Here is an 18,512-nt window from a genome sequence, read left to right as displayed (position 1 = left end):
TTTACTTACCCTCCCATATAATGAGTTTTTTGTTTTCTAGTTAGCTGTTTAAATGCATATTCTGCTTGCATTGCTTCTTGTTTGGTTTCATATATTTCACTATATATACAGGTAACTGGTCGCTTTGCGCGTGTATATTTGGCTCCCTTACCATCATTATGCACAGCAATTCTCTTTTCTAAATCATTTGTGTAACCTGCATAATACGAGCCATCATTACATTCTAAAACGTAAAATGTGTGGACTTTTTCATTTCTCTCCATATAACAGCTCTTTTACTTCTTCGGTGTATTCTCCATCTTCTCCGTAAACATAAAGTGGAGGTAAAATTTTCAAATCTGGCTTCCCGTCTTTAATTCCTTCAATTAATAATGTATTCGCTTCCTTACCTTCCTTTGGATAGACAAATCGTATTCGTTTTGGCTCTATGCGATTAGCTCTCATTGCAGTTACAATATCAAGTAATCTCCCGGGACGATGTACAAATGCAGCTTTTCCACCTTGCTTCAATAACTCACTAGCAGAACGTACCGCTTCCTCTAACGTAAGATGGATCTCATGTCTTGCGATAGCTAAATGTTCTTTTAAGTTTTTTTCACTCGCTTCATGAGCAGGAAAATAAGGTGGATTACATGTCACGACATCATACTTTTCAGAGCCGATTTGTGTTGCAATTCCTTTTACGTCATCCTGCTTAATCGTAATTTGTTCAGCCAATTGGTTATATTGAACACTTCTAGTAGCCATATCTGCTAGTCTTTCTTGTAATTCAATTCCTATTATTTCTGCTTTTGTCCTGGCACTTAAAAATAATGGAATTGCACCATTACCCGTGCATAAATCCACTATTTTCCCTCTCTTTATTGGTACATATGTAAACCTTGCTAGTAAAACGGCATCCAATGAAAATGAAAAAACAGAAGGACTCTGAATGATTCGTAAATCTTCTGCCAACAAATAATCGAGTCTCTCATCATCCTTTAACCATTGTTCCATAATTAATTCCTCCAAGCAAAACAAAAGACTGACACCCACTTATGGAGTGGCATCAGTCAATTGATTAGACGTTTTGTTTATTTAGAAATGACAAGCAAAATAGACAATCTTCTTCTTTGCGAGAACTTCCGAAGTGGACATGGCATACATGATAACCTTCTTGATATAGTCGTGCTAAATTATCATAGCCTTCTCCAATATCAGTTTTGGTTAATTGTACTTGTGCTTCTCGCATTTTTTCGTGCAATGCTTCTTTTTCATGCATTTCATCGAGTCTTTGTCTTAAATGATTGTTTTCTTGTTGCAGCGCCTGACGTTCCTCTACCATTATCGCTACAAATTCTTTTAAAGCGCGAAATTGCAGCTGCGTGGACTCTAATTGTTTTTCAAATTCTATAATTGTATCAAAAAAATTACGGTCCATCACACATTCACCTCATTGCCCCGACCATTGTACTGGATTTTCAGCATGGTTAATAATTTCTTCTAATGTGTAATCTAATACACGTTGTGGATCACTTAGCTCTATGCGCAAAACTCGCTCCAAAATATTCATACTAACGACTCTTCCTAGACCATCTGGTGTCTCAATTTTTTCACCAATATCCGGCATTTGTTCTCTTGCTGTTTCATACTCATCATTTTCATACTTTAAACAGCACATAAGGCGACCGCATAATCCTGAAATTTTGGAAGGATTTAATGATAAATTTTGATCTTTTGCCATTTTAATAGATACTGGTTCAAAATCACCTAAAAATGTAGAACAGCATAACATACGACCACAAGGACCAATGCCTCCTAGCATTTTTGCTTCATCACGGACTCCAATTTGTCTAAGCTCAATTCGCGTTCTAAATACAGAAGCTAAATCTTTTACTAAATCACGAAAATCTACACGACCTTCCGCGGTAAAATAAAAGATAATTTTGTTTCTGTCGAATGTATATTCAACATCTACTAGCTTCATCTCTAGTTCTCTTTCTAAAATCTTTTCAGTACCTAGAGCTAGCGCCTGGGCAGATTCTAGTCGATTTTCTTCTACTTGAATACGGTCTTTATCAGTAGAAGGTCTTACTACTTGTTTCAAAGGAAGTACTACATCGTGCTCCCCTACCTGCTTAATCGGTACAACAACTTTTCCGTACTCGACCCCTCTAGCAGTTTCAACGATGACATAGTCATCTTTATCTAAGGAAAAATCCACTGGATCAAAATAATATATTTTACCCGCTTTTTTAAAGCGAACTCCTACAACGTTATACAAAAGTAGATCCCTCCTGCAGGTTTAGCATTAACTGTTCCATCATCAGTGTCCGGTTCATATTTTTATGCAAGTTTTGCTTAGCATGTAAAATCATTTCTAATTGCTTCGATAATTGCTCATACGTAGTATGTAAAGCCACCTGATTCCAATAATGCGACATATCCGGATAAGTACAAACTGCGATTGGACTTGCTTTTATAGCTACTATATCACGATAAGCGAATAGTAGTAAATCTAATGCTTGTTCTGCTTGTTCTTTCTCTTTCAACAGTGGAGCAAAATCTTCATGAATACACATCAATGCATCTTGGACACTTTTACCACTTGCTTCAACCAATTTTAACACTGATTTCCTTGCAAGTCCAAATTGCTCGTCCTTCGCTAAAAAAATTGCTTCTTCGACTTGATTCGTCATGCGACAAACGGTAGAAGCCATGGATTCTGTTATTCCTTCATCCACTAATTTCTGTTTCAACACAGATTGTGGCATAGCAGACAAATTTAAATGCTGACATCTTGAACGAATTGTTGGGATTAAAGCATGCATTCTATCTGTTAAAAGTATTGCGGTTACTTCCCCTTGAGGCTCCTCTAAAAACTTAAGTAAAGTATTGGCCGCACTAGCATTTAGTTGATCTGCATGATGGATGACATATATTTTCCTTCCTTGTTCTATGGAAGTTTTACTCATCTCATGTATTAACTCGTCTATTTGTCCTCTTTTTATAAATTGACCATCTGGTTCCAGCTGCATAAGATTTAGATGATTATTTGATTTCAATCTTTTACAACTTCGACATGTTTCACATGGAACATTTTTTGTCGGATTTTCGCATAAAATAAGTTGAACAAAAAATTGCATTACCTTTGTTTTTCCTGTCCCTTTGGCTCCTTCTATTATATAAGCATGTCCAATACGACTTTTCAAAACAATGGATTGTATTTGTTTAATCGCTACTGGCTGTAATCTTTCTACTTCTTCAATCGACCAGTTTTCCATGTATCACACCTCGTTTCAAAAAACCCGTGTCTCGCATTGAGCGAAAACACGGGAAATTTACGTGTATAAATTTATAAGTAGTCCTTTTATTTCACCAATTTTATCTAATAACTCAATAGAGCTTTTCTCTTGGCTGAGAATTTCTTCTGCTAATTCAACTAGTTTTTCATCAATTGTCTCAACAATTTTTAGTTTTCTACCTTCACCAAAACGATTCCAGGTGTGTGATTGTTTTAACCCCATTCCAAAGTCCACAGCTTCATGTAAAAACTTTCGAATGAGCATTTTAAATTTTGCCATATCACGTAAGTTTCTAGAACGAGCAAGACGATCTCCTGCAGTTGAAATATCTCCTAACAGTTTAGTCATTGTTTCTGTCTGCATTCTTTGTTCCTGCTTAGAAACCATTTGTCCAAATTTTGTTGATACAGGGCTATTCTGAATAGCATCTTTTCGTAAATTATCTATTCCTACTCGTAAATCTTGATTTATTTTCAACGTTTTCTATCCCTTCCTTCATTATTAAAAATGATGGAATTGTTCAATCGGTAGAACAAATACTGTGGCTCCTCCTACTTCGACCTCTACTGGGTATGGAATGTATGAATCTGCATTTCCTCCCATTGGAGATACAGGTGCAACCATTTGCTCTCTTGCTCTACAATTATCTCTTATTAACTCTAGTGCAGAAGATACTAACGAGTCATCGGTACCGATTAAAAAGGTAGTATTTCCAGATCGTAAAAAACCACCTGTACTTGCAAGTTTTGTTGCTCTAAACTTCGCTTTCGTTAACGCATTAGATAATCTGTTACTATCCTGATCCTGCACTACCGCTACTATCAATTTCATCGAGACTCACCCCTGTTATTTTTTTCTTCTTTCCATTATAACACGAATTATCTAATAACTTCTAATTCCTTTTTTATTACCAAATATACTTCTTCTAATACCGCTTCTACTGAACGTGAAGCATCAATTACTTGGATACGATTTGGATATTGATCAACAAGGGACAAATAGCCTTCTCTTACTTTTTCATGAAAAGAGAGGCTCTCCACATCTAATCTATTTTTTTCGCGATCATTATGGGCATTAATTCTCTCAAGCCCAACACTCGGTTCGATATCAAATAGAATGGTCTTGTCTGGCATTGTTTTACCAATCGCAAATTTGTTAATAGTTAAAATCTCTTCTACACCAATACCTCTTGCAAAACCTTGATAGGCAAGCGAACTATCTATAAAACGATCGCAAATGACAATCTTACCAGCTTCTAAAGCAGGTTGTACTTTCTCAACTAAATGCTGTCTTCTTGCTGCTGCATATAGTAAAGCTTCCGTACGACTATCCATCATTGTATGCTCATTATCTAAAATTATGTTTCGAATTTTTTCAGAAATCATAATTCCACCAGGCTCTCTTGTCATAACAACATCATAGCCTTCTTCATTTAATTTCTTCCCAAGTAATTGCATTACTGTAGTTTTCCCTGCACCTTCAGGACCTTCACTTGAAATAAAATACCCTTTTTTCTGCACAATTAATCCTCCACTACATATATTAACTTTTCCTCAAGTCGATGTTCTCCTTGAAATAAAGCACCTTTTTCTATCCACTCTTCTAGTTCTGTCAGCATTGAAACAGTAATCTTTTCCCCTGCTAGGACAAGTGGAATCCCTGGTGGGTAGGGAATAATCATCGCTTTTGCAATTCTTCCCATTGAACGGACATATGGAATCCATTCTCCTTGTTTTTCACTTAATAAACTTACACTCATATGTAATGTTGATATTGATTTCTGTCTTACTGAACTACCTTTTCTCGGACTAATTGGTACTTCTTTACGCAACTCATCAACTGCATGTTTTATACGCTTCCTAATTTCTGCAAAAGCATACTCTTGCTCAACTTTTAATAAAGGTAATATGAAAAGTACTTGGTAAGTATCAGCTAACTCCACATATATATTTTGTGCTTCTAACGCTCTTTGGATTTGAAATCCTGAATAATTTTCCACCCGTATTAATAGCTTCAGTGGATCATCCACTTGTACCACTTCTAATTGCGTAATTGTATTCAAAGCCTCTACAAATAAATTTCTTCTATACATAAATTGTTTAAAATCCATCTCATTGTATCTTTCTACATAGCTTCTAGCATCGTCTAAAGAAGCTAATAAAAGATAGGAAGGGCTACTAGATTGAAGCATTCTTAAATATTTATTAACTCTATTTGCATCTATCAAAGTAGAACTGATGTGTAAGAAAGATCCCATCGTTAATGCAGGTAATGTTTTATGGGCTGACTGCACAACTAAGTCTGCACCGTACATAAGTGCAGACTTCGGAAAGGCCCTATTCGCTTGAAAATGTGCACCATGTGCCTCATCAACAAGTACTGGAATATCCTTTGTATGGCACAAATCTATTATACTTTTTAGCTGAAAAGAAGTAACACCATAATAACTCGGATATGTTAATACAACAGCCTTAGCCGCTGGAAATTGTTCTATTGCCTTTTGCATTACCTCATATGATACATATGAGGCTGTTTTCGTACGCTCATCCCACTCGGGCGTTACAAAGATTGGTTCTGCCCCAACTAATTCAATTGCATGGAAAATAGACTTGTGAGCATTCCTCTGCACAATAATCTGCTCACCAAACTGGCAAGTGGCATAAATCATTGCTAAATTACCAACAGTCGTTCCATTTACTAAAAAGAAGCTCTTCTGTGTACCATATGTAATAGAAAGTAGATCCTCAGCCTCTTTAATGGCTTCTATAGGGTGATGATAATCATCTAATCCATTTAACTCCGTAAAGTCATACTGCATTGTCTCTTTCATTACATTTGGCAAATTAGATAATAGCCCATTTTTATGACCAGGCACATGAAAAGAGATACTTCTTAGGTTATGAAATTTCTCCAACGCCTCGACTAACGGTCGTTTTTCCTGCATATTGTATTCCCTCACTATATCGTTCAGATTTCCTTCTTTCATTATACATGAACAGACCTTTATCTTTCATATGGAATAGGAAGTTTTTGAGGAAATAAATAGGAGAGCAGTGAGGTGCAATCAACAATTTGAGAGAGAGAATATTTCTTGAAATAAATGGTTGATCAAAATTAATTTCAGAGTTACCGCTACAGATTACTCGGTAATGACTTCTTGGTGCCCAGCGACGTCCTACTCTTGCAGGGGGAAACCCCCAACTACCATCGGCGCAAGAGTTTAACTTCCGTGTTCGGGCTGCGAAAGCAGATGGGCGGCAGATTTCTTCGTCAGCCGCAGTCTTTCGGTTCTCACGTAGGCTATATGCTCCGAGCCTCTCTTCTTTGCTTCCTCGAACTCTTTGCCTTCCACTTTCTCGCACACTTCTCTATAAATAAAGTATATGTTGCCTTCGGTCTTCTTTTTCGAATACAAAAAAAGCCGCTACCAATTTCTTGGTAACGACTTCTTAGTGCCCAGCGACGTCCTACTCTTGCAGGGGGAAACCCCCAACTACCATCGGCGCTGAAGAGCTTAACTTCCGTGTTCGGTATGGGAACGGGTGTGACCTCTTCGCCATCATCACTAGACCTTGAGTTGTTCACTCAAAACTGGATAAAAGACATTGAATTCTTCAAATTCTATTTTGGTTAAGTCCTCGATCGATTAGTATTCGTCAGCTGCACGTGTCGCCACGCTTCCACCCCGAACCTATCTACCTCATCGTCTTTGAGGGATCTTACTTACTTGCGTAATGGGAAATCTCATCTTGAGGGGGGCTTCGTGCTTAGATGCTTTCAGCACTTATCCCGTCCACACATAGCTACCCAGCGATGCTCTTGGCAGAACAACTGGTACACCAGCGGTGTGTCCATCCCGGTCCTCTCGTACTAAGGACAGCTCCTCTCAAATTTCCTACGCCCACGACGGATAGGGACCGAACTGTCTCACGACGTTCTGAACCCAGCTCGCGTACCGCTTTAATGGGCGAACAGCCCAACCCTTGGGACCGACTACAGCCCCAGGATGCGATGAGCCGACATCGAGGTGCCAAACCTCCCCGTCGATGTGGACTCTTGGGGGAGATAAGCCTGTTATCCCCGGGGTAGCTTTTATCCGTTGAGCGATGGCCCTTCCATGCGGAACCACCGGATCACTAAGCCCGTCTTTCGACCCTGCTCGACTTGTAGGTCTCGCAGTCAAGCTCCCTTCTGCCTTTACACTCTTCGAATGATTTCCAACCATTCTGAGGGAACCTTTGGGCGCCTCCGTTACACTTTAGGAGGCGACCGCCCCAGTCAAACTACCCGCCTGACACTGTCTCCTACCCGGGTTACGGGTATGGGTTAGAATTTCAATACAACCAGGGCAGTATCCCACCGACGCCTCCTCCGAAGCTGGCGCTCCGGGCTCTAAGGCTCCTGCCTATCCTGTACAAGTTGCACCAAAATTCAATATCAAGCTATAGTAAAGCTCCACGGGGTCTTTCCGTCCTGTCGCGGGTAACCTGCATCTTCACAGGTACTATAATTTCACCGAGTCTCTCGTTGAGACAGTGCCCAGATCGTTACGCCTTTCGTGCGGGTCGGAACTTACCCGACAAGGAATTTCGCTACCTTAGGACCGTTATAGTTACGGCCGCCGTTTACTGGGGCTTCAATTCGCACCTTCGCTTGCGCTAAGCACTCCTCTTAACCTTCCAGCACCGGGCAGGCGTCAGCCCCTATACTTCACCTTACGGTTTTGCAGAGACCTGTGTTTTTGCTAAACAGTCGCCTGGGCCTATTCACTGCGGCTCTTCTAGGCTATTCACCCAAAAGAGCACCCCTTCTCCCGAAGTTACGGGGTCATTTTGCCGAGTTCCTTAACGAGAGTTCTCTCGCTCACCTTAGGATTCTCTCCTCGACTACCTGTGTCGGTTTGCGGTACGGGCACCTATCACCTCGCTAGAGGCTTTTCTTGGCAGTGTGAAATCAGGAACTTCGGACTAAGTCCTCGCCATCACAGCTCAATGTTATAGAATGCGGATTTTCCTACATTCACACCTTACTGCTTGGACGTGCATAACCAACAGCACGCTTACCCTATCCTTCTGCGTCCCCCCATTACTCAAACGGTGGTTTGGTGGTACAGGAATATCAACCTGTTGTCCATCGTCTACGCCTATCGGCCTCGACTTAGGTCCCGACTAACCCTGAGCGGACGAGCCTTCCTCAGGAAACCTTAGTCATACGGTGGACGGGATTCTCACCCGTCTTTCGCTACTCATACCGGCATTCTCACTTCTAAGCGCTCCACCAGTCCTTCCGGTCTGACTTCAACGCCCTTAGAACGCTCTCCTACCACTGATACCAAAGGTATCAATCCACAGCTTCGGTGATTTGTTTAGCCCCGATACATTTTCGGCGCAGCGTCACTCGACCAGTGAGCTATTACGCACTCTTTAAATGATGGCTGCTTCTAAGCCAACATCCTGGTTGTCTAAGCAACGCCACATCCTTTTCCACTTAACAAATACTTTGGGACCTTAGCTGGTGGTCTGGGCTGTTTCCCTCTTGACTACGGATCTTATCACTCGCAGTCTGACTCCCAAACATAAATCATTGGCATTCGGAGTTTGTCTGAATTCGGTAACCCGGGATGGGCCCCTAGTCCAAACAGTGCTCTACCTCCAAGATTCTTAACGTTTGAGGCTAGCCCTAAAGCTATTTCGGAGAGAACCAGCTATCTCCAGGTTCGATTGGAATTTCTCCGCTACCCACACCTCATCCCCGCACTTTTCAACGTGCGTGGGTTCGGACCTCCAGTAAGTGTTACCTTACCTTCATCCTGGACATGGGTAGATCACCTGGTTTCGGGTCTACGACCACATACTCATTCGCCCTATTCAGACTCGCTTTCGCTGCGGCTCCGTCTTCTCAACTTAACCTTGCATGTAATCGTAACTCGCCGGTTCATTCTACAAAAGGCACGCTATCACCCATTAACGGGCTCTAACTACTTGTAGGCACACGGTTTCAGGATCTATTTCACTCCCCTTCCGGGGTGCTTTTCACCTTTCCCTCACGGTACTGGTTCACTATCGGTCACTAGGTAGTATTTAGCCTTGGGAGATGGTCCTCCCAGATTCCGACGGAATTTCACGTGTTCCGCCGTACTCAGGATACACTCAAGAGAGAATGAACTTTTGACTACGGGGCTTTTACCCTATCCTGCGGACCTTTCCAGATCGCTTCGTCTAGCTCATTCCTTTGTAACTCTATGTAGAGTGTCCTACAACCCCAAGAGGCAAGCCTCTTGGTTTGGGCTATTCCCGTTTCGCTCGCCGCTACTCAGGGAATCGATTTTTCTTTCTCTTCCTCCAGGTACTTAGATGTTTCAGTTCCCTGGGTGTGCCACAGATACGCTATGTATTCACGTAAATGTACTGCTCCATTACGAACAGTGGGTTTCCCCATTCGGAAATCTCCGGATCAAAGCTCACTTACAGCTCCCCGAAGCATATCGGTGTTAGTGCCGTCCTTCTTCGGCTCCTAGTGCCAAGGCATTCACCGTGCGCCCTTATTAACTTAACCTAATATGGCTTCCAATTACTTGGAGTCCATTCAAAATTAGTAGTTAAAAGTACTACACAACATATAATCACCGAAGTGATTACAAATTGAATTTCTTGAATTTATTTCTTTCAATGTCGTTTTATCCAGTTTTCAAAGAACAAGTTTTCAAATGCTCATAAAAATGAACATTCAAAACTGAACTGCAAAACGTTAAGATACAGATAAAGATCTGTATTCCGTAATATATCCTTAGAAAGGAGGTGATCCAGCCGCACCTTCCGATACGGCTACCTTGTTACGACTTCACCCCAATCATCTGTCCCACCTTCGGCGGCTGGCTCCCGTAAGGGTTACCCCACCGACTTCGGGTGTTACAAACTCTCGTGGTGTGACGGGCGGTGTGTACAAGGCCCGGGAACGTATTCACCGTGGCATGCTGATCCACGATTACTAGCGATTCCGGCTTCATGTAGGCGAGTTGCAGCCTACAATCCGAACTGAGAACGGTTTTATGGGATTAGCTCACCCTCGCGGGGTTGCGACCCTCTGTACCGTCCATTGTAGCACGTGTGTAGCCCAGGTCATAAGGGGCATGATGATTTGACGTCATCCCCACCTTCCTCCGGTTTATCACCGGCAGTCACCTTAGAGTGCCCAACTAAATGCTGGCAACTAAGATCAAGGGTTGCGCTCGTTGCGGGACTTAACCCAACATCTCACGACACGAGCTGACGACAACCATGCACCACCTGTCACCGCTGTCCCCGAAGGGAAAGATCTATCTCTAGAACGGTCAGCGGGATGTCAAGACCTGGTAAGGTTCTTCGCGTTGCTTCGAATTAAACCACATGCTCCACCGCTTGTGCGGGCCCCCGTCAATTCCTTTGAGTTTCAGTCTTGCGACCGTACTCCCCAGGCGGAGTGCTTAATGCGTTAGCTGCAGCACTAAGGGGCGGAAACCCCCTAACACTTAGCACTCATCGTTTACGGCGTGGACTACCAGGGTATCTAATCCTGTTTGCTCCCCACGCTTTCGCGCCTCAGCGTCAGTTACAGACCAGAAAGCCGCCTTCGCCACTGGTGTTCCTCCAAATCTCTACGCATTTCACCGCTACACTTGGAATTCCGCTTTCCTCTTCTGTACTCAAGTCCCCCAGTTTCCAATGACCTTCCACGGTTGAGCCGTGGGATTTCACATCAGACTTAAAGGACCGCCTGCGCGCGCTTTACGCCCAATAATTCCGGACAACGCTTGCCACCTACGTATTACCGCGGCTGCTGGCACGTAGTTAGCCGTGGCTTTCTAATAAGGTACCGTCAAGGTACGAGCAGTTACTCTCGTACTTGTTCTTCCCTTACAACAGAGTTTTACGATCCGAAAACCTTCTTCACTCACGCGGCATTGCTCCATCAGACTTTCGTCCATTGTGGAAGATTCCCTACTGCTGCCTCCCGTAGGAGTCTGGGCCGTGTCTCAGTCCCAGTGTGGCCGATCACCCTCTCAGGTCGGCTACGCATCGTCGCCTTGGTAGGCCGTTACCCTACCAACTAGCTAATGCGCCGCGGGCCCATCCTGTAGTGACAGCCGAAACCGTCTTTTAACATTTCCACATGTGAGGAAATGGATTATTTGGTATTAGCCCCGGTTTCCCGGAGTTATCCCAATCTACAGGGCAGGTTGCCCACGTGTTACTCACCCGTCCGCCGCTAAATCAGAAGAAGCAAGCTTCTTCGTCATTCGCTCGACTTGCATGTATTAGGCATGCCGCCAGCGTTCGTCCTGAGCCAGGATCAAACTCTCCATAATAGAGAACTTAAAAAGCTCATTTGTTTTGCTGGCATCATCATTAAATGATGTCAAAAATTGTTTTGCTATCGAACTAACCGAAGTTAGTCTTTCAAGCTATATGTCTTAACGTTTTGCATGTTCAGTTTTCAATGTTCATGTTGTCTACCAAATCGTTTACCTCTTGGCGACTTCTACAATATTACTCTCTTATCTTTCATAAGTCAACACTTTTTAAAAAGTTTTTTATATTAATATAGAAATAACTACCACAGAGGCTACTCCAGGTACTCCCAACACCGCCACTACTGCTCCCGTAAATAAATTAACAGGGATTGTATATCCTACTAAACCTAAAAGCAAATGCACACCGAACAATAAAAAAATAGAAAAACCTAAACGAAATAGAAATATAGAAAGCCCTTCTAATATCACTGAAAAAGATTTCCTAAACATAAGAAGTAATAGTAGTACTAGTGAACACACAATGATAATTAACTTCATGAATAACTCCCTCCATAAAATCAGTATCTCTTACTGTATGAAGCTAGTACTATTATTATTCTATTTTAATATGACATTACGAATCTTTGCTTCTTTATATAAGTAAAAATGAATGCTTTCTGTCATTTTTCTTTTTGCAACAGCATCCAGATCATAATCATTCAAATAATCTTCTATTAATTGCGCTTGTTGCCAATCTTCCTTTGTTTCTTTAATGAGAGTAACAAACTGCTGGTCGAACTCTTTCTTTAATTTCCCTTTTTGAAAAAACACGGACAACTACATCCCCCTTACAACTCTCGACGGCCTTCTAAAGCTTTAGACAAAGTTACTTCATCTGCGTACTCTAAATCTCCACCTACTGGTAAACCATGAGCAATTCTCGTTGTCTTAATACCCGATGGTTTTAAAAGACGAGAAATATACATTGCAGTGGCTTCTCCTTCTATTGTAGGGTTTGTGGCCAATATAAGCTCTTCCACTTGGGTATCTTGTAACCTTTTTAATAAAGATGGTACATTTATATCTTCTGGACCAACACCATCCATGGGGGAAATTGCTCCATGGAGAACATGATATAAACCGTTATAATCTCTCATTTTCTCCATAGCTATAACATCTTTGGTGTCTTGAACCACACAAATCATGGATAAATCACGTTGTTGATCTTGGCATATGTGACAAGGGTCTATATCTGTAATATGCCCACACACCGTGCAGTAGCTTAAATTTCTTTTCGCATCGACTAGTGCTTTAGCAAAATCTAAAACAGTGTCTTCTTTCATTGTTAATACAAAAAATGCCAGACGGGCCGCTGTTTTCGGCCCAATCCCTGGCAATTTCATAAAACTATCTATTAGTTTGGATATCGGTTCAGGATAATGCATAATTTTTCCTCCTAGAACATGCCAGGGAGGTTCAATCCCTTCGTGAATTGACCCATCGTGGAGTTCGCCGTTTCTTCAGCCTTTTTCATAGCTTCATTTGTTGCAATTACAATTAGGTCTTGAAGCATTTCAATATCCTCTGGATCTACCACAGTTGGGTCTAGTTCTACCTCTAACACTTCTTTATGTCCAGAGACAACAACCTTCACCATTCCACCGCCAGCAACTGCTTCAAAGCGTTGAGTACCTAATTCTTCTTGAGCCTCAGCCATTTGTTTTTGCATTTTTTGCATTTGTTTCATCATACCTTGCATATTTCCCATTCCACGCATAATTAATTTCCTCCTTAGTCGTCATGTACTTCTACAAATTCTTTTCCAAATAACTTTTCAGCTTCTACGATTAAAGGGTCTTCCGATATCTCTTCCATCCCTTGTAAAAACTCTATTGCTTCAGTCGGCTTAGAAGAGGTATCTTCTGTATCCCCTGCGCCACCTTGTTTTAGACCATTTTGTTTAATAAACTCTTCTCTAATCTTCAACCAACTTTCCTCTGGTACATACACAACCTCGTACATGGTTCCTGTTAAGTTAGCGATTAGTTGAGGAAATGAAGAAGAAAATGTTTTATTCTCAATAGCCATTTGACAATGTATATCATATTTAAATTTTAACACAAATGCACTGGAAGATGCTGCTACTGGTTCTGCATCGTTTAACAGTGCAGCGTGTGATATTTGGAGCTGTTGCAGGATATTAGCCCACTGAGATTTAATGGTTTGAATATCTGTCTTTGTAGCTGTTTTTAATATTTCTTGAATTCGACCACTTGACACTTTCACGCCACCAGAAGACTTCTGCCTTTGTCTCTTTGGCTGCTCCTGCTCTCCACCGATTGCTTGTGGAATTATTCCTTGACTTATTTGTTGCTGCAATTGTTGTAACTGGCTTTCAAGTGATTTTACTTTCATTTCTAGCTCAGCATTACTCTCGCTATTTACCATCGCTTCTTTTGGTACTTGGGCTAGACGTATGATTGCTGTTTCCAAATATACTTTCGCATGATTTGAAAAACGCATTTCCTGCTGAGTGTTTGTCAATATCGAGATGCTTTTATACAAGGTATCTACTAGGAATTTAGAAGCCAGCTCCAGGAATAAAGCATCTCCCGTTGCTATTTCAAGTAATTCCGTTTGTTTGGGAGCTACAAGTAATATGAGTAAGTCTCTGTAAAACGTAATAAAATCCTCCGTTAATCGAACAGGATCTTTTCCGTCTTCCACTAACTGTTCAACATAACCAAGTGCCCTTGCTACATCTTTCTCAATTAACGCATCTGCTAGCTGAAAGAATACCTCTTGGCCGATAGATCCAGTTACTAGTAAAGCGTCTTGTATGGTCATTTTTTCCCCACTAAACGACACTACTTGATCGAGCATACTAAGTGCATCCCGCATACCGCCTGCAGCAGCCTGCGCAATAATTTTCAGTACGTTTACATCATATTCAATTGCTGCATCCGTTAAGACTTCTTTCATTCGAGAGACAATATCCGTAGATGTAATTCGTTTAAAATCAAATCGCTGACATCTAGATATTATTGTTAATGGAATCTTATGTGGTTCGGTTGTTGCTAGGATAAATACCGCATGCGCTGGTGGTTCTTCTAATGTTTTTAACAATGCATTAAAAGCACTTGTAGAAAGCATATGCACTTCATCTATAATATACACTTTGTAACGAGCATTTGAAGGCGCAAATCGAACTTTTTCAATAATATCTCTCATTTCTTCTACTCGAGAGTTAGAAGCTGCATCAAACTCAATCACATCTGTATTGGAACCCTCCGTAATACTCTTACATGTTTCACAAGTATTACATGGTTCTTTTGCTGGTCCATTTTCACAGTTTAGGGCTTTGGCAAATATTTTTGCCGCACTTGTTTTCCCTGTTCCTCGTGGCCCTGAAAATAAATACGCATGTGTGGTTTTATTGTAAAGGAGGGCATTTTGAAGGGTTTGCTTGATATGTGTTTGACCGGACATTTCCGCAAACGACTGAGGTCGATAAGCGCGGTAAAAAGCTTGATACGACAACAAATTCCCCTCCTTCTCATTTTTATGTAAATACTAATTTTATTATATCATAAAGAGACTTCGACTTCGCCTATTAATACAAGACGAATTTAATACATACAAAAAAACTCATTTGCCATATAGGCAAATGAGTTGTATGTTGTATAAATTAATGCCGTGCACCTTCCTTCGCTTGAAACACATAAGCGGCACCCTTGTCGTTAACTCGGCTTAGGCTACCCCGCGGCACATGAGAAAGCACCACTTAATGCTGCTTCCTTCCGGACCTGACATGGTTCATGGGCACCCATTGCGCAGGACCCAAACGTCAACATCACGTGCAAGTACCAGACCCTACATGTATTCAACCTCAGAGAAGGAGTTCAGTCTCGCTAGAGCGGATTGCGAGTTACAAGACACCGCTACCTTCCCACCTAGCACGGCATAAACTAGTATACGTTTTTTAGGAATAAAAATCAATGAAAACGACAAACTATATTTTTCCCTACTATATTTTATGCGCCAAATAGATTCGTTTTATTTGAAATTTCTTTTATAAATATATTGACTTTGGAATTTATCCGTGATAAATTAATTCATGTACTTCGGAGGAATACCCAAGTCTGGCTGAAGGGATCGGTCTTGAAAACCGACAGGCGGGTCATACCGCGCGGGGGTTCGAATCCCTCTTCCTCCTCCATATTTTAACTAAACACACGCATAGATTTGAGATTGAATTCGTTGCATTTGTAACGAATTTTTCTTTAAACAACGTGTTCAGAATATTAAGAAGTTAACTTTTATAGTTAACTTCTTTTTTTGTTCCAAAAAAACCCTCCTACAAGTTATTTGCGGAAGGGGTTTGGTTTGCTTATTTACGTAACGTTACAGTTTGCTCCATAAAGTGACCAATTCTCTCAAGAATTGCTTCTGCATCTTCTGGATTTTGCACGATGTCATAATCATTAATATTTAAACGAAGTACTGGGCACCCATTAAATCCATCAATCCATTTTTCATATCTACCATGCATTTCCTCCCAATAAGAGATAGGGGTTTGCTGCTCCATTGGGCGACCTCTATCCTGAATACGTTCAATTATATCTTCTAATGAACCTTCAATATAAATTAATAAATTTGGGTGAGGGAAGTATGGTGTCATAACCATTGCATCAAACAAGCTAGTATACGTTTCGTGGTCTATTGGATCCATCGTTCCTTTTTCTTTATGCATTTGAGCAAATATTCCAGTGTCTTCATAAATGGAACGATCTTGAATAAATCCTCCGCCATACTCAAACATTCTTTTTTGCTCTTTAAAGCGCTCTGCTAAAAAGTAAATTTGTAAATGAAAGCTCCATTTTGAAAAATCCTCATAAAAACGATCTAAATATGGATTGGAATCTACTTTTTCAAAAGAAGTTTTAAAATTAAGTGCATCCGCTAGAGCTTTTGTCATCGTAGATTTCCCTACTCCTACAGTTCCTGCAATTGTAATAACTGCATTAGATGGAATGCCATATTTCTCCCTTAAATTCATTTTAAAAACTCCTTCTATGCAATGTTGCATCTACTTTTTCTACTATTTTATTTAAATCTTGTCCATTTTGCACAAAATCTATTTCATCACCATTAAATCGAAGAACTGTTACTTCTGGATGCTTTTCTTCAAAATCATCCATAAACATACGATAATCTGTTGAAAGCTGCTCCAAATAATCTGGACTAATCTTTTTCTCAAATTCTCTTCCTCGCATATCAATACGACTAACAAGCACATCTAAACTTGCATCTAAAAAGATAACTATGTTTGGAACTGGCATATCTCTCGTTAATATTTGATAGATTGCTTCATACTTTTCATATTCTATTTTACTTAACGTTCGTTTAGCGAAAATTAGATTTTTAAAAATATGGTAATCTGCCACAACTGCTTTTTCTTTCAATAAATACTTTTTATCAATATCACTTAGTTGTTTATATCGATTGCATAGAAAGAACATTTCTGTTTGGAAACTCCACTCTGCGATGTCTTCATAAAACTTATCTAAAAAAGGATTTTCATCCACAATCTCTTTAAGCAATTCAAATTGATATGTGTCAGCAATCGCTTTTGCTAAGGAGGTCTTACCAACCCCAATAGGGCCTTCTACCGTTATAAATGGAATTGACATAGCTTTAACCTCACTCTAATATTTCATGTCATAACCTCTATTTTATCATAGGGAGAAAACGAAAAATAGAGCGTTTTTGTCTTTCCAGGGAAAGACAAAAACACCCTATTTTTTCTTTACACGAAACATCTCGTTGAGTAAATACCAATTTTGAGGGAAATCAAAACCACTATGCCAATAAGATATGCCTTGTAGCTTTAATTCTTTTAATAGATTAAATTTCGCTTGAATCGACCGCGCATCCTCAAACCATACCTCATGCTCTTTCCCATCTTTCCAATAGTGGAAAAAAGGTGCTTGCGCAACTGGATCATACTCTATAGCTGCATTACGATCTTTCGCTAACTGAATGGCTTGCTGTGGGCTTACTGCTTTAGCAAAGGGGTTTCCCGGTTTATATGGGAGTGTCCAATCATAGCCATATAAATTTTGGCCCATCATGACTTTACTAGGCTCAATTTCGGTTACAGCATATTCTAATACTTTTCGAACTGGACCAATTGGAGATACCGCCATAGGTGGACCTCCACTATAACCCCATTCATATGTCATAATGACAACAAAATCCACTACCTCACCAATCGCTTTGTAATCATGGCCACCATACCACTTTCCATTTTGCTCAGCACTTGTCTTTGGTGCAAGACTAGCCGAAATGGTAAAACCTTTTGCATATGCTTTTAATTCCTTTAAGAAGTTCACATAATTTTCTCGATCGGCACTGTCTATATATTCAAAATCGGTATGAATATGTGTGGTTCCTCGCTTTTTTGCTTCTGCTACTGCTTGCTCAAATACTTTTTGTTTCACTTCCTGATTTGTAAAAATAGTGTGCGCTAGCGTATCGCTAAATGCTCCGTTTTCTATGTTCGCTAGTACTATGACGGTTTCAACTTTATTTGCTTTTGCTACTTCTGGCAATTTACCCCAACTCATTGTAGTTAGCGTACCGTCTCTTTTCACTTCATAAGCAAAAGGCATCATGTAGGTTAATTGTGCTGCATTTGTTTCTACTTGTTTAATCACATTTTCCGAAGGGATTTCTGTATACCATTCTACATACAGATTTGATTCAATTAACGGTCGATCAGGGCTTGGTGTAGAGGGCAATACAAGTGCCTGCCCCAAAACTAATACATCTGAATCTGGTATACCATTTATTGAAGCAAGAGTAGCGGCATTAGTCCCAAACTGTTTGGCTATACCATATAAACTATCTCCTTGTTTAACTACATAAATCAATTAATCACTCCTTCAAAAATAGAA

At 40.6% G+C, this 18,512-nt stretch carries 17 protein-coding genes, 1 tRNA gene, 3 rRNA genes and 1 other RNA gene; 1 reads left to right on the top strand and 21 read right to left on the bottom strand.

Annotated features, from left to right (window positions below):
* Window positions 1-5: 5 nt before the first annotated feature.
* The 18 genes from MHH81_RS00195 to ffs form a co-directional block, all read right to left on the bottom strand.
* The gene (locus MHH81_RS00195) at window positions 6-263 is read right to left on the bottom strand and encodes a GIY-YIG nuclease family protein (RefSeq protein WP_340916583.1); all 258 of its coding nucleotides are present in this window, start codon (window positions 261-263) and stop codon (window positions 6-8) included.
* The gene (locus MHH81_RS00190; protein ID WP_340916580.1) at window positions 250-996 is read right to left on the bottom strand and encodes a tRNA1(Val) (adenine(37)-N6)-methyltransferase; all 747 of its coding nucleotides are present in this window, start codon (window positions 994-996) and stop codon (window positions 250-252) included. The genes MHH81_RS00195 and MHH81_RS00190 overlap by 14 nt, the downstream gene beginning before the upstream one ends.
* Before the next feature lie 64 nt (window positions 997-1,060).
* Window positions 1,061-1,423 (bottom strand): DNA replication initiation control protein YabA, encoded by a 363-nt coding sequence (gene yabA, locus MHH81_RS00185; RefSeq protein WP_340916577.1) that lies wholly within the window; start codon window positions 1,421-1,423, stop codon window positions 1,061-1,063.
* A gap of 9 nt (window positions 1,424-1,432) precedes the next feature.
* Window positions 1,433-2,263, bottom strand: coding sequence for a PSP1 domain-containing protein (locus MHH81_RS00180; protein WP_340916576.1), 831 nt, complete (start codon window positions 2,261-2,263; stop codon window positions 1,433-1,435).
* A complete protein-coding gene (gene holB / locus MHH81_RS00175) occupies window positions 2,256-3,263 on the bottom strand; it encodes a DNA polymerase III subunit delta' (RefSeq protein ID WP_340916574.1) in 1,008 nt (335 codons plus the stop codon). Before holB ends, MHH81_RS00180 begins: the two co-directional genes overlap by 8 nt.
* Window positions 3,264-3,320: 57 nt before the next feature.
* Window positions 3,321-3,761, bottom strand: a complete 441-nt coding sequence (locus MHH81_RS00170) for a YaaR family protein (RefSeq protein WP_340916572.1) — start codon at window positions 3,759-3,761, stop codon at window positions 3,321-3,323.
* A gap of 24 nt (window positions 3,762-3,785) precedes the next feature.
* Entirely contained in the window at window positions 3,786-4,115 is a 330-nt protein-coding gene (locus MHH81_RS00165; RefSeq protein ID WP_142643831.1) for a cyclic-di-AMP receptor, read from the bottom strand.
* A gap of 47 nt (window positions 4,116-4,162) precedes the next feature.
* Window positions 4,163-4,804: a dTMP kinase gene (tmk, locus tag MHH81_RS00160; RefSeq protein WP_340916570.1), complete on the bottom strand. Its 642-nt coding sequence runs from the start codon at window positions 4,802-4,804 to the stop codon at window positions 4,163-4,165.
* 2 nt (window positions 4,805-4,806) lie between these two features.
* Window positions 4,807-6,228, bottom strand: coding sequence for an aminotransferase class I/II-fold pyridoxal phosphate-dependent enzyme (locus tag MHH81_RS00155; RefSeq protein WP_340916568.1), 1,422 nt, complete (start codon window positions 6,226-6,228; stop codon window positions 4,807-4,809).
* Between the two features lie 510 nt (window positions 6,229-6,738).
* Window positions 6,739-6,854 (bottom strand): 5S ribosomal RNA (gene rrf / locus MHH81_RS00150).
* A 56-nt stretch (window positions 6,855-6,910) separates the two neighbouring features.
* Window positions 6,911-9,839 (bottom strand): 23S ribosomal RNA (locus MHH81_RS00145).
* 235 nt (window positions 9,840-10,074) lie between these two features.
* Window positions 10,075-11,628 (bottom strand): 16S ribosomal RNA (locus MHH81_RS00140).
* The 16S, 23S and 5S rRNA genes sit together here, the layout of an rRNA operon.
* A gap of 225 nt (window positions 11,629-11,853) precedes the next feature.
* Entirely contained in the window at window positions 11,854-12,111 is a 258-nt protein-coding gene (locus MHH81_RS00135) for a pro-sigmaK processing inhibitor BofA family protein (RefSeq protein WP_340916564.1), read from the bottom strand.
* Between the two features lie 60 nt (window positions 12,112-12,171).
* Complete coding sequence (locus MHH81_RS00130) at window positions 12,172-12,384, bottom strand: YaaL family protein (protein WP_340925060.1); 213 nt, start codon at window positions 12,382-12,384, stop codon at window positions 12,172-12,174.
* A gap of 17 nt (window positions 12,385-12,401) precedes the next feature.
* The gene (recR, locus tag MHH81_RS00125) at window positions 12,402-12,998 is read right to left on the bottom strand and encodes a recombination mediator RecR (RefSeq protein WP_340916562.1); all 597 of its coding nucleotides are present in this window, start codon (window positions 12,996-12,998) and stop codon (window positions 12,402-12,404) included.
* An 11-nt stretch (window positions 12,999-13,009) separates the two neighbouring features.
* Complete coding sequence (locus MHH81_RS00120; protein ID WP_340916560.1) at window positions 13,010-13,330, bottom strand: YbaB/EbfC family nucleoid-associated protein; 321 nt, start codon at window positions 13,328-13,330, stop codon at window positions 13,010-13,012.
* Between the two features lie 14 nt (window positions 13,331-13,344).
* Complete coding sequence (gene dnaX, locus MHH81_RS00115; protein WP_340916558.1) at window positions 13,345-15,093, bottom strand: DNA polymerase III subunit gamma/tau; 1,749 nt, start codon at window positions 15,091-15,093, stop codon at window positions 13,345-13,347.
* 154 nt (window positions 15,094-15,247) lie between these two features.
* Window positions 15,248-15,515: signal recognition particle sRNA large type (gene ffs, locus MHH81_RS00110), an RNA gene on the bottom strand.
* Between the two features lie 164 nt (window positions 15,516-15,679).
* On the opposite strand from ffs, the gene MHH81_RS00105 reads away from it, so the two are divergent.
* Window positions 15,680-15,772, top strand: a tRNA-Ser gene (locus MHH81_RS00105).
* 171 nt (window positions 15,773-15,943) lie between these two features.
* Here MHH81_RS00105 and MHH81_RS00100 read toward each other — a convergent pair.
* From MHH81_RS00100 to MHH81_RS00090, 3 genes are all read right to left on the bottom strand, one after another.
* The gene (locus MHH81_RS00100; protein ID WP_340916555.1) at window positions 15,944-16,612 is read right to left on the bottom strand and encodes a deoxynucleoside kinase; all 669 of its coding nucleotides are present in this window, start codon (window positions 16,610-16,612) and stop codon (window positions 15,944-15,946) included.
* A gap of 1 nt (window position 16,613) precedes the next feature.
* A complete protein-coding gene (locus MHH81_RS00095) occupies window positions 16,614-17,246 on the bottom strand; it encodes a deoxynucleoside kinase (protein WP_340916551.1) in 633 nt (210 codons plus the stop codon).
* A gap of 105 nt (window positions 17,247-17,351) precedes the next feature.
* A complete protein-coding gene (locus MHH81_RS00090) occupies window positions 17,352-18,488 on the bottom strand; it encodes a glycosyl hydrolase family 18 protein (protein WP_340916548.1) in 1,137 nt (378 codons plus the stop codon).
* Window positions 18,489-18,512: the final 24 nt, after the last annotated feature.

It is taken from the genome of Psychrobacillus sp. FSL H8-0484 (genome assembly GCF_038005325.1).
Classification (GTDB): domain Bacteria; phylum Bacillota; class Bacilli; order Bacillales_A; family Planococcaceae; genus Psychrobacillus.
Note: the sequence above shows the minus strand (reverse complement) of the source record. Positions and strands in the feature narration are given on the sequence as shown.